Source organism: Rickettsia tamurae, from assembly GCF_000751075.1.
Lineage (GTDB): Bacteria > Pseudomonadota > Alphaproteobacteria > Rickettsiales > Rickettsiaceae > Rickettsia > Rickettsia tamurae.
Genome location: NZ_CCMG01000011.1, coordinates 73,504 through 85,106, shown reverse-complemented (window position 1 = coordinate 85,106; position 11,603 = coordinate 73,504). Strand labels below are relative to the sequence as shown.

Below are 11,603 nucleotides of genomic sequence, written 5' to 3'. Positions count from 1 at the left end.
AATGACGTTAAAACCGATCCATGTGGGCAATGTCTTTCCGTGAAAGGAAAGCAGGAATGACATAAATGAAAGCAATGCCTGCTCATCTATACTTTAGCAATACCAAATATTGCTTCTAGTTCTGCTAAGCGTTTCTCTATTGCGTTGATATCTCTCTTTTTCAAAGGTCTTTCTAGCAACTCTGTTATCTCAACTTTTAGGATTTCTAAATTTTCTTTTGAAGTAAACTCTGCTACGAATTTAGGTAGGCTCTTGTTAGTTTGGTTGGACTCCCGATTTAATTAAACTTAAATTGCTCAAGTTTCAACCATCGAAGAGAAATAAACCCCTGGTGGTCGGGGAGTTAGCAAAACTGCAAAACTGCCGAAAGTCAGCTATAATAGGTTTTAAGCTTAAAGTAATGCTTTAAGCTCTGGACATACCTATTATCTCCCCGACCATAAGGTTGAGTATTACATCAGTTATGTGAGAGATGTTCTCACTTTTGGTAGAGGTTGCTACACACCGAAATAGCGTTTTGCTATTTCGGTTATGATTCTATATAGAACTTCCACAAAGTCAATTAAACTTTACTTCAGGTGGCAATGACATTAATATTGCTTCGACATTTCCATCGGTCATTAAGCCGAATTTAGTACCGCGGTCATATAGCAAATTAAATTCTATATATCTACCTCGCCTTATAAGTTGGTATTCTTTCTGCTCAGTTGTCCAAGGTAAAAGTAACTTACTTCTAACGATTTCAGGATACACCGACAACAAAGCCTTACCTACATCCTGTGTAAAGGCAAAATCCTGTTCAAAATTACCGTTATTTAGGTAATCATAGAATATTCCACCTACTCCTCTCGGCTCCTTTCGATGCTTTAGATAAAAATATTCGTCACATTGCTTTTTGAATTTAGGATAATAGCTAGAATCATACTTATCGCACGCTTCTTTAAAAGCTGCATGAAACTTTGCAGTTTCGTTTTCTTCCGGATAAAAAGGTGTTAAATCGCCACCGCCGCCAAACCAACTTTTAGAAGTTTCTATATAACGAGTATTGAAATGCATAGCAGGAATTAACGGCGATTTAAGATGTGCGACTAATGAAATGCCTGTTGCAAAGAATTTCCCATCTAGCTCTGCTCCTGGAATTTCGCTACGGAATTCGGGAGAAAATTCACCGAATACGGTAGATATATTAACCCCGATTTTTTCAAATACTTCTCCTTTCATAAGAGACATAACACCGCCACCACCGCCGTTACGTTGCCAGCTTGTGCGTACAAACTTAGCCGGTTTTAAACCTTTTGTCTGTGCATATTCTTCTTCGATTTTTTCAAATTCTTTGCACAATAAATCACGTAAATCAGTAAACCAACTACTTGTTGTTTCTTTATAGTAAACTGATCCCCACTTTGTGCTTTGTTGTTCGTCGGCTCGCCTATTAGTATATAGGCTTCGCTCCTCACGCCTGTCACAAAATGGAGCTGAGTTTACTATGTTTTCCATATTCATATTTAATTAATAATTCGTTTAATTACTTTTCTCATCATATACATAATCACTAAAAATACAGCAGCAATGATCATAATATAAAAAGCCGGAGCATAAAATAAGCCTGTATGCTCTACAAGCCAACGAGAAATAATAGGTGAAGTTCCACCGAATATCGCTATTGCAAAATTGTAGCTGAAAGCCACACCGGTAAATCTTTGTTCTGCCGTAAACAAGGATATAACGAATATATAAGCTGTACCTGCTATACTTCCTGCGAGCATACCAAGCATTGTAAGAGCTATAATTTGTTGCCACATCTCTTCTGCCGACATAAGTAACATGGTCGGTAAAATCAATATCAAGATAGCAACACCAACAAGCATTGCCATTTTAAATTTTCCGATAATATCGGCAGTACCGCCGGCAAGCGGCATCGCTATCATCGCAATAAACGAACTATACGCTAAATATGATAAAGCAATAGTATTACTAAGATGCATTACATTATAATAGAAAACATTTATATATGTTTTTACTAAATACATAACACTGCTAGCGATAGCACCTATACACATAGTTAAAAACATCGATCTCCAAGCAGTTCTAATTACATTGGAAAAAGGTGCTTTAAGAACTTGTTTCTTTTTCTCAAGCATTTTAAAAATCGGTGTTTCCGATACACGCAACCGCAAGTAAAATCCGGCAAGACCCATAAATCCGCCAAGCAGAAAAGCAAAACGCCAAGCAAAATCTATATGAGAGAAATAACGTTCGATTATAATACCGATAAATGTTGCGATTAACGTACCAGCAATATTTGAACCATGTACTAAACCTGCTGTAAAACCCGGTCTTAAATTTTGACGATGTTCAAGGATAAAAATAGCCGCTCCCGTTCCTTCACCGCTGATACATAAACCTTGAATAAGACGCATTATAACTAGAGTTATAGGGGCATAAATCCCAATACTTGCATATGAGGGTATGAGACCCATAATAAAGGTCGGAATAGTCATACCTAGCATCGAGATTATTAAAGCGATACGTCTACCGTATCTATCACCGATATAACCGAATAATATACCCCCTATCGGTCTTGTCAAAAAGCCAACCGCAAATACTCCAAGGCTTAGAAGAATTCTAATGAATTCTGATTCGCCTGGAAAAAAAACTTGTCCAATAATCAGCGAAAAAACTGAATATACCGTAAAATCATAATATTCGAGTACATTACCTGAAATAGCAGATAAAAAAATGAACTTAGACCTATTCATCGAGCTTTAAATAACTTAATTACTAATTAGTTATTATAGACAAGTTACATCATTTATAAAGTGTTAAATATGATTTATATGAGTGATCTTTAAACTAATTGAGATAAGAAAGTCTTAGCAGAAACAATTACAGGATAATTATAACTGAAGTAATCAATCTCTTTATATTCCATATTAAATACTACTTGAAAGGCAAAAGGGCAATTTAAAAGTTCTTGAAAATATTTTAAATCTGAGTTTAATTCTTGATTTGAAGAAGTTTTAGCTTCAACCAACATCCATGGTTTGTTATTTTTTGTTACTAAAAAATCTACTTCTTTCTTTTGTTTATCTCTAATAAAATATAATTCATATTCACCAAATCCTAAATCACTCCAAAAATGACAGAATTTTAATAAATGATTTGCAATAAAATTTTCATATCTTGCTCCCATATCTTCTATAAGCGACCAGTCCCATAGATATATTTTTGGCTCTTTTATTAAACTTCTAGGAATATTATTTGACCATGGATAAATACGATAACTATAAAAAACGACTCAAATGACTCAAGCCATCTTGTAATGGTTGGAATTGATACTTTAATTTTATTTGCAAGAGAGCTATAAGATGCTTGTCTTCCTGTAGAGGAAGTCAAAAAGCTTCCTAAGACTTCCATTTGAGATAACTCTTGGATTTGTGTTAACTCTCTAATATCTTCATCAAAATATTTTATGTCTGTAGAAGTGTTTAATGATAAACTCCACTACTTGTTTTGTATAAACTGATTTTGATTTTGTAAAGCTTTACCTTCTAAATCTAAGAATTTTCCATTTTTTTGAAGAATAGTTTCATCAAGCTTAATATTCTCATCTAATACTACTTTTCCAAAATCACCTACTTCTCCAACTTTTGTACCACTAAGATCATATGCGTAAAGTTTTTCTTCATGGAAATCTAAGTTGTTTAAAAAGTTCTCTATGGAATTCTTATCATTAGTAAAATTGCCTAATTCATAGGTGCCTATAATTTTCTCTTCTTTGCTTACTACTTTTTCCGTATATTTTTCTTCTTTAATAACTTTTTTGGTATTTTTAATAATTCCAAGATAGGCTAGAGCTTTTTTAAACTTACCCAAATTACGCTTTACCTCAACTTCTCCTATAACTAATTGCCCACCTATGGGTCTGCCCAGTTCATCTTTAAAATGAATTAATTTGGCATTTTTTACTCTATTTAATTCAGTTTCTTCAGTTTGAAAATGTAGATGTTTTTTTCTGGCATAAATTTCTCCTTGAATAAATTTTGGTTTATTTCAAGTGTAAAGGAGTAAATTAAATTTTTGCAAGAAGTTTTTATTGTTAGTTATTTCTCAATAACTAACAAATATTAAAAATTAAAAACTACTGTGCCGTCCAGCCGCCATCTATCAAGAGTCCACTACCTGTTATTGATGATGCTTTTTCGTTACATAAGAATATTACTAAGTTTGCTATTTCATCAGCTTCTACAAATTTTTCGTAGCTTGAGATTTAAGGATTACATCCCTTAACGCTGATTCTTCAATGATATATCTAGCTTTAGCAGTATCTGCTATTTGATTCCTTACTAATGGTGTGTGTTGACGTAACCGGGACAGATAGCATTAACTGTAATATTATTCTCAGACTTCTAAAGCAACGGTTTTGGTAAGCCCAAGGATACCGTGCTTTGCTGCTACATATGCCGACTTAAAAGGTGATGCGACATATGCATGAGCGGAAGCGATGTTAACAATTCGCCCGAAGCCGTTTTTTTCATAATCGGTATTGCATATTTTATAGTATAGAAAGAGGCTATTAAATCTATACGCAAAATTTGCTCCCATTTATCTTCAGGAAATTCATCGATAGGAGCAATATGCTGAATACCTGCATTATTTACTAATATGTCTATTTTACCGAATTCTTTTATTATTCTCTCAAACATAGAACGAATTTCATCAGGTTCTGCCAAATTTATTCCTTGATAAAATACGCTACTTGCACCAAGTTCTTTCAATTCTGCTGAAATTTTGGCTATTTCATCTTCTTTTGCAAAACCGTTAATAACTATTTTAGACTCAAGTTTTGCAAAATGTTTTGCTATCTCAAGCCCGATACCGCTAGTAGAACCGGCAATAACTGCTACTTTGTCTTTCATTTTTACCTCCTTATAAATATACCAGTGTTGTTGTATAGATCGAAAAACGCATTCGGTGTCATTCCGTGGCTTGACCACGGGATGACAGAGATGGATTCCATAAGTTAATCAAGTAATATTTGTCTTTTATTTAAAAGTAACTTATATTAGATTTCACTTAAAGAAATAATGTATAAAATAATGTATAAATCTATGGAAATTGTTAATAGCGTTGATGCATCTGTATCTTGCCAGGGCAAAGAACCTCCATATGACCATCCAAAAGTTTATTTAGAGATAGATAAAGAAAAAAAGGAAGTTATCTGCCCATATTGTAGTAAGAAATTTAAATTAGTAACAAAATGACTATCAAGTTTCTTTCAGAAAGTACTATCAACCGAATTGCTGCCGGTGAGGTTATAGAAAGACCCGCATCGGTAGTAAAGGAATTAGTTGAAAATGCTGTTGATGCAGGTAGTACTAAAATAGATATTATCTTAGAACGTGCCGGTAAAAATCTAATCATTATTTCCGATGACGGTATCGGTATGACTGATAAGGAGTTAGAAATTGCCGTTGAACGTCATACAACTTCTAAGCTTGATGAAAGTGATTTTCTAAATATTCATACTTTCGGTTTTAGGGGCGAAGCACTGCCGTCTATTGCTGCCATTAGCAAAATGCTAATTACTTCTAAGAAACAAGGGGATGACAAAGCATTTCAGATTAAATTAATCGGTGGCAATGAAAAACAAGTTACTATTTCTGTTCATAATGAAGGTACTAAAATAGAGATACGTGATTTATTTTTCGCAACACCTGCACGTTTAAAATTTCTTAGAGCTGATAAAACAGAGCTTGCAGTAACTGTAGATGTGGTTAAGAAAATCGCTCTAGCACATCCTGAAATTTCTTTTAGTTTAACACATGACGGCAGGAATTTATTAAAACTAAAGGGACAAAATAGAGATGCAGAAACTAACCTAAAACAGCGTATAATTGATGTTATAGGCGATGATTTTATAAAAAATGCCGCTTATATAGATTTCAAAACACCTGATTTCTCTATTTGCGGCTATACTAGTATCCCGACATATAATAGAGCTTCAAGTGAAGATCAGTTTTTATTTATTAATAATAGACCGGTAAAAGATAAATTATTACAGGTAGCTTTAAGGGTAGTATATCAAGATTATTTAGCTCGTGATCGTTATCCGCTATGTGCTATATTCTTACAAATTGATCCGCAACTTGTTGACGTTAACGTACATCCGGCAAAAGTAGAGGTAAGATTTCATGACCCGAATTATGTGCGAAACTTATTAATAGAAGCAATTAAAAATGCTTTAACAAATAAAAGCCATGTTACTTCTACTACTATTGCAACTGATGCTCTTGAACTATTTAAAAATCCTTTAGTCAACAAACAACCACAGATAAGCAAAGCTATAAATGTTAATAGTAAATCGGCAGATTATAGACCTACTACTCATTCTACACTTAATAAAGTTCCTCAAAATCATGTTTGTCAAAAATTAATCGATACATTACCACATGCTAAAATAGAACAAGAAGTAGAAAACCGTATAGAACATGAACAGCAAACCCGTAAACAATATAAACTTGGGGCAGCTAAAACACAACTTCATACGACTTATATTATTTCACAAACCGAAGATAGTATAGTGATTACCGACCAGCATGCAGCACATGAACGTTTAGGGTATGAAAAAATGAAAGATTACCTTAAAACGGAAGAGTTAATCAAACAGCGTTTGCTTATCCCTGAGATAGTAGAACTGCCAAATGAAAAAAAAGCAGATTGTTTATATGAACACAGAGAAAAACTATATAAACTCGGTTTAACTCTAGAAAAATTCGGCGAAAAATCTATTATAGTAACTGAAATTCCAAATATCCTTGGAGACGTAAACGTACAAAAGTTAATTCAGGATCTCGCTGATCATTTATCGGATTTTGGTGAGAATATAGCTTTGACGGAGTTAATAGAGCATGTGACGGAAACTTATGCCTGTCATTACTCTATTAGAGCAGGACGAAAATTATCAGCGGACGAGATGAATGCTTTACTGCGTCAAATGGAAAATACGCCGTTTTCGGGTCAATGTAATCACGGTAGACCTACATATATTGAGTTGAAGCTTAAGGATATCGAACGCTTATTTGGACGGTAACTCATTTAAGCATTCGGTGTCATACTGTGGCTTGACCACGGTATCTAGAAAAACAATTTAAAATACTAAATAATTTTAGTATTTATTATTGGATCCCGCGATCGAGTCGCGGGATGACATAAATAAAATCGATCCATATAATTAAAAGTATGTAGAGTATTTTACTTGACTATTTTTCAATTTCGTTTTATTCTGCTTTTCTTAGAATAATAAAATAATATCTTGATTTAAGGTGTCAGCTAATGGCAAAGAAAAATAAAAATGTTTTGGTAAGGCTAGTAAGTACTGCCGGCACAGGTGTTTTTTGGGTAAAAAAACGTAATCCGAAGACCCAAACCGAGAAGCTTTCTTTTCGTAAGTATGATAAAGTAGTTAGAAAACATGTTCTTTTTAAAGAAGAAAAAATAAAATAATTGTAAGTAATATATGGCAGTAAAAATTCGTTTAGCTAGAGGCGGTGCTAAAAAGCGTCCTTTTTACCGTGTAGTAGTAGCTAACGCAACAGCACCTCGTGACGGTGACTTTTTAGAAAAAGTTGGAACTTATAATCCAATGCTTGCTTTAGATAATAGTGAGCGTGTGGTTTTAAAAAAAGATCGTATAGAATATTGGCTTGGCACCGGTGCTAAACCAACTGAGCGAGTCGCAAAATTTATTGAACAAGCGGGTGTTACTCTTCCTGAGAAAGTTAAAAAGGAAATGGAAGTTAAAGCAAAAAGCCGCAAAGCTAGACCAAGTAAAAAGGAAGCTAAAGAAGCTTAGTTTATAGTGTATTTTCGTCATTGCGAACAGGCATTGACTGTGTGGATCAATTTCACACCTGTCATCTCCCGCGACTTGATCGCGGGATCTAGTAAATTTGACTATTACAAGCTATTTTTCTAGATACCGTGGTCAAGGCCACGGTATGACCATATCTTTTCTCTATAATCATATTAATATGCCGGATTAGCTCAGTGGTAGAGCAACCGCCTTGTAAGCGGTAGGTCATCAGTTCAAATCCGATATCCGGCACCATCAAAATTTTTCTTGTTATACTTGACGCTATCTTTGTATGGATACCAAATCATCATTGCGAGCAAGCAATCTTGCGTGGCAATCTCATGAAATAATAACAAACTCCTGAGATTGCTTCGTCGAATTACTGCGTAATTCTTCTCGCAATGACGATTTACCGGTCCATGCAAGCAAGCTTTTACAAGAATGACATAGAAAAAAACATACAATAGTGACATCCTTTAAAATTTTTATCTATGATAGTAATCGATAAAACATCTTATAGAGCTGTGGGGTTTGATAAACGTATTAAATTCCTAGTGCTGCATTATACACAGTGTGATTTTAAACAATCTTTAGATTTTTTAACTGGTGAAAAGTTAAGTAGCCATTATTTAATAAACAATGAAAACCCTGAACATATATTTCAATTAGTAGAAGAGCATGATAGAGCATGGCATGCCGGAGTAAGTTACTGGCAAGGTCATGAGCGTATTAATGATACATCAATCGGTATTGAAATCGTAAATCCTGCTTTTGAAGTAAATGCAAAAAACAATAATATAACCTGGCTGCCTTATTCAAAGCAACAAATTAATAGTGTTATAAGTTTGTGTAAACAGATTATTGCTAGATATGATATTAAACCTACTAGAGTGGTTGGGCATTCTGATATTGCTCCAGGTAGAAAACAGGACCCAGGTCCACTATTTCCTTGGAAACTATTATATGATAACGATATTGGAGCTTGGTATGATGAACAAATGTTTAACGATCTATTGTCACAAGTTGATATAACCGATATTAAAGCAATTCAGCAAAAATTTATTACATACGGTTATAAACTTGAAGCTACCGGAATTTTAGATTCTAAAATGAAAGATGTTATAATTTCGTTTCAAATGCATTTTCGTCCTAGTAACTTTTCCGGTGATTTAGATGTTGAAACAATAGCAATTTTAGATGCATTAATATTGAAATATAAATCCGAGTTAGGCAATTAATATGGTACAATTCATAACAATACCGTGTCTCACTGATTACTCGGTTACTTTGAAGTTAATGGAAGACCATGTTAATAAGGTAATTAATACTAATGAGTCGGAAATTGTTTATTTAGTTGAGCATTCGGAAGTATATACAGCCGGTACTAATTACAACTCAGAAGAAGTATTAGATTTTGGTGATATTCCGGTAATTTACACAGGACGTGGCGGTAAATTTACTTTTCATGGACCGGGTCAGCGTGTTATTTATCCAATTCTTAATTTAGCCTTACCAAATCGCCACAAAGATTTAAAGCTATATATAAAAATGCTTGAAGAATGGATTATAAATAGCTTAAATTATTTTGGAATTAAAGCATATATTATTAAAGATAAAGTAGGAATTTGGGTAAAAGTAAGGAAAGATGAATTTGCTAAAATTGCTGCAATAGGTGTTAGAGTAAGAAAATGGGTTACATATCACGGTGTAGCTATAAATATTTCAACAGATTTAAGTAAGTTTAGTGGGATTATTCCTTGTGGACTTGAAAATTCTTTAGTAACATCTTTAAATCAGTTAGGAATTCATATTGAAATGTCTGAATTTGATAAAATTATTCAAACTGAATTTAATAAAATATTTAAATGATCAGAAAATTTTTACTCACAATTTTAGCAGTTTTTGCTCTTTGGATTGTTGGTTTTGGTTATTATTTATATTTAATAAATTCTTATAAGCTTAATAGTAATACCACTAATGCAATAATAATATTTGCAGGAGGAGGACATAAAATTGAAACCGGTATTGCAATGCTTAAGGCAGGCTATGCCCCTATATTATTTATTACCGGTATAGAATCTGCAGGGCAATTAAAAAATTTGCTAAAAGAACATAGCGTAATAGAACAGCAAGTAATACTTGCTCCGAATAAAATAATGTCTGAAGAAGATAATATTAAGAAAGCGGTTGATTTTATTGTAACTTACAATCTTACTTCAATAATTTTAGTAGAGCATAATTATAATATGCCTTTTATGCTAAATAAGCTTGAAAAAGCTATTCCTTCTTCTAATAATATCTATATAGTACCATATCCTGTTTTTCCAAACAAAAATATATTAAAATCCTATCATCGTTATTTAATGAGTATACTCGTTTAATTTGAAAAATTAACTACGTTGTCTCTTGCTGATAATCCTCACGTACTAGTATGTACGCTGCGGTTATCATCTTCAAGACGCTTTACTCTTTTCTAGTACAATATTTTAGAACGGCTACGCCAAATAATGCAGAGATTAAAGAGCCTATTATTACTGCAGCTCTCATAAAGTTTGAAGGATAACTACTCTCAAACGTAATACTACCTATAAATAAACTTAGGGTAAATCCAATTCCTCCAAGTATAGCTATAGAATAAAATTTTAACCATGAAGTATCACTTGGCAAATTACAGAGTTTAAATTTTACAAATGGATATGAAAATAGCATAATACCTAATTGCTTACCTACAAATAAACCAAATATTATCCCGTAAATTAAAGCAAGTATTGAGTTAGAACAAGTGCCTTTAAATATAAAATATTCTAAAAGGATACCGGAATTCATAAATACAAAAAGCGGTAAAATAAAGTAATTTACAAAAGGACGAGTTAAGTTTTCAAGTTTTTTAAAAGAAGTGTTAAATGCTCCTTCTATATTAACAGGTATAAAAAGTGCTATAATGGCTCCGCATAAAGTACCGTGAATACCTGACTCCACCATACTAATCCATAATAATAAACCTACAATTATATAATAAGATAATTGTTTAACTTGTCGATAATTCAATATAAACAAGATGAATATAATTACAGAGGAAATTAGTAAGCCGGAGTATTGATTGTTTTAGTATAAAACAAGGCTAGTATAATTAACGCAAAAGCATCGTCAATTAATGAGAAACCTATAATAAAAGCTCGTAATTCTAAAGATATATGTCGGCTGAAAAAGGATAAAATACCAAGGACAAAAGCAGTATCAGTTGCTATAGGAATAGCCCATCCTTTTATTAATCCCGGTTTATCATAATTAAAAAACATATACATTAGGGTAGGAACTACCACACCTCCAAGGGCTACCGCCGCAGGTAATATTAGTTTTTTTATTTTTATATTCACCTTCTACTAGGTGAAATTTCATCTCTAAACCTATTAATAAAAAGAAGAAAGTCATGAGACCGTCATTAACTAACTCTATAAAAGTTGTTTGTAAACTTACATTTCCTATTGTTAAAGAAAATTTACTGTAGATAAAAGAAGAATAATGTTTTGCTAGGAAAATATTATTGCTGACAATTATTGCTAAAGTAAAAGCAATAATTAATAATATACCGGCAAAAGTGCCTGATTTAATTAATTCTCTTAACTGGTTATTTATACTCATGATTTTAATATTAGTTATAACAAGCTCATAATAATAAGTTATTTAAATTCATTAAGAAAGTCAAAAATCTATATAAATCCACAGCAATAATTTATTTTTTAGTGAG

At 32.9% G+C, this 11,603-nt stretch carries 11 protein-coding genes, 1 tRNA gene and 3 pseudogenes; 8 read left to right on the top strand and 7 right to left on the bottom strand.

What is annotated here, in order from left to right; genetic code table 11:
* Window positions 1-558: 558 nt before the first annotated feature.
* The 6 genes and pseudogenes from hemF to MB29_RS11570 all read right to left on the bottom strand — a co-directional run bounded on the left by hemF (window position 559) and on the right by MB29_RS11570 (window position 4,919).
* Window positions 559-1,503 (bottom strand): oxygen-dependent coproporphyrinogen oxidase, encoded by a 945-nt coding sequence (gene hemF / locus MB29_RS04250; RefSeq protein ID WP_032139190.1) that lies wholly within the window; start codon window positions 1,501-1,503, stop codon window positions 559-561.
* A 2-nt stretch (window positions 1,504-1,505) separates the two neighbouring features.
* The gene (locus MB29_RS04245; protein WP_032139189.1) at window positions 1,506-2,759 is read right to left on the bottom strand and encodes an MFS transporter; all 1,254 of its coding nucleotides are present in this window, start codon (window positions 2,757-2,759) and stop codon (window positions 1,506-1,508) included.
* Window positions 2,760-2,848: 89 nt separating this feature from the next.
* A pseudogene (locus tag MB29_RS14205) lies at window positions 2,849-3,417 on the bottom strand (DUF4143 domain-containing protein).
* Between the two features lie 87 nt (window positions 3,418-3,504).
* Window positions 3,505-3,876, bottom strand: a complete 372-nt coding sequence (locus MB29_RS08475; RefSeq protein WP_051965308.1) for a hypothetical protein — start codon at window positions 3,874-3,876, stop codon at window positions 3,505-3,507.
* Between the two features lie 265 nt (window positions 3,877-4,141).
* Window positions 4,142-4,219 carry a hypothetical protein gene (locus MB29_RS13445; RefSeq protein WP_267881739.1) on the bottom strand — a complete coding sequence of 26 codons (78 nt, stop codon included), beginning with the start codon at window positions 4,217-4,219 and terminating at the stop codon, window positions 4,142-4,144.
* A gap of 182 nt (window positions 4,220-4,401) precedes the next feature.
* A pseudogene (locus tag MB29_RS11570) lies at window positions 4,402-4,919 on the bottom strand (SDR family NAD(P)-dependent oxidoreductase).
* A gap of 180 nt (window positions 4,920-5,099) precedes the next feature.
* Between MB29_RS11570 and MB29_RS10225 the strand changes: the two are divergent.
* The 8 genes from MB29_RS10225 to MB29_RS04195 all read left to right on the top strand — a co-directional run bounded on the left by MB29_RS10225 (window position 5,100) and on the right by MB29_RS04195 (window position 10,236).
* The gene (locus MB29_RS10225; protein WP_008579257.1) at window positions 5,100-5,264 is read left to right on the top strand and encodes a zinc-finger domain-containing protein; all 165 of its coding nucleotides are present in this window, start codon (window positions 5,100-5,102) and stop codon (window positions 5,262-5,264) included.
* A complete protein-coding gene (mutL, locus tag MB29_RS04225) occupies window positions 5,261-7,093 on the top strand; it encodes a DNA mismatch repair endonuclease MutL (RefSeq protein ID WP_032139188.1) in 1,833 nt (610 codons plus the stop codon). The genes MB29_RS10225 and mutL overlap by 4 nt, the downstream gene beginning before the upstream one ends.
* Before the next feature lie 242 nt (window positions 7,094-7,335).
* Window positions 7,336-7,506 (top strand): 50S ribosomal protein L33, encoded by a 171-nt coding sequence (gene rpmG, locus MB29_RS04220; protein ID WP_004997072.1) that lies wholly within the window; start codon window positions 7,336-7,338, stop codon window positions 7,504-7,506.
* A 13-nt stretch (window positions 7,507-7,519) separates the two neighbouring features.
* Window positions 7,520-7,855, top strand: coding sequence for a 30S ribosomal protein S16 (gene rpsP / locus MB29_RS04215; protein ID WP_032139187.1), 336 nt, complete (start codon window positions 7,520-7,522; stop codon window positions 7,853-7,855).
* 180 nt (window positions 7,856-8,035) lie between these two features.
* Window positions 8,036-8,110, top strand: a tRNA-Thr gene (locus MB29_RS04210).
* A gap of 236 nt (window positions 8,111-8,346) precedes the next feature.
* The gene (locus MB29_RS04205; RefSeq protein ID WP_032139186.1) at window positions 8,347-9,093 is read left to right on the top strand and encodes an N-acetylmuramoyl-L-alanine amidase; all 747 of its coding nucleotides are present in this window, start codon (window positions 8,347-8,349) and stop codon (window positions 9,091-9,093) included.
* Window position 9,094: 1 nt separating this feature from the next.
* Window positions 9,095-9,724 carry a lipoyl(octanoyl) transferase LipB gene (lipB, locus tag MB29_RS04200; RefSeq protein ID WP_032139185.1) on the top strand — a complete coding sequence of 210 codons (630 nt, stop codon included), beginning with the start codon at window positions 9,095-9,097 and terminating at the stop codon, window positions 9,722-9,724.
* Complete coding sequence (locus tag MB29_RS04195; protein ID WP_032139184.1) at window positions 9,721-10,236, top strand: YdcF family protein; 516 nt, start codon at window positions 9,721-9,723, stop codon at window positions 10,234-10,236. Before lipB ends, MB29_RS04195 begins: the two co-directional genes overlap by 4 nt.
* Before the next feature lie 82 nt (window positions 10,237-10,318).
* Here MB29_RS04195 and nhaA read toward each other — a convergent pair.
* Window positions 10,319-11,497 (bottom strand): annotated as a pseudogene (gene nhaA, locus MB29_RS10220) (Na+/H+ antiporter NhaA).
* Between the last annotated feature and the right edge of the window lie 106 nt (window positions 11,498-11,603).

Coding starts and splice junctions, on each gene's coding strand:
- hemF (WP_032139190.1), bottom strand. CDS start 1,503: ATGAATATGGAAAACATAGTAAACTCAGCTCCATTTTGTGACAGGCGT.
- MB29_RS04245 (WP_032139189.1), bottom strand. CDS start 2,759: ATGAATAGGTCTAAGTTCATTTTTTTATCTGCTATTTCAGGTAATGTA.
- MB29_RS10225 (WP_008579257.1), top strand. CDS start 5,100: ATGTATAAATCTATGGAAATTGTTAATAGCGTTGATGCATCTGTATCT.
- mutL (WP_032139188.1), top strand. CDS start 5,261: ATGACTATCAAGTTTCTTTCAGAAAGTACTATCAACCGAATTGCTGCC.
- rpmG (WP_004997072.1), top strand. CDS start 7,336: ATGGCAAAGAAAAATAAAAATGTTTTGGTAAGGCTAGTAAGTACTGCC.
- rpsP (WP_032139187.1), top strand. CDS start 7,520: ATGGCAGTAAAAATTCGTTTAGCTAGAGGCGGTGCTAAAAAGCGTCCT.
- MB29_RS04205 (WP_032139186.1), top strand. CDS start 8,347: ATGATAGTAATCGATAAAACATCTTATAGAGCTGTGGGGTTTGATAAA.
- lipB (WP_032139185.1), top strand. CDS start 9,095: ATGGTACAATTCATAACAATACCGTGTCTCACTGATTACTCGGTTACT.
- MB29_RS04195 (WP_032139184.1), top strand. CDS start 9,721: ATGATCAGAAAATTTTTACTCACAATTTTAGCAGTTTTTGCTCTTTGG.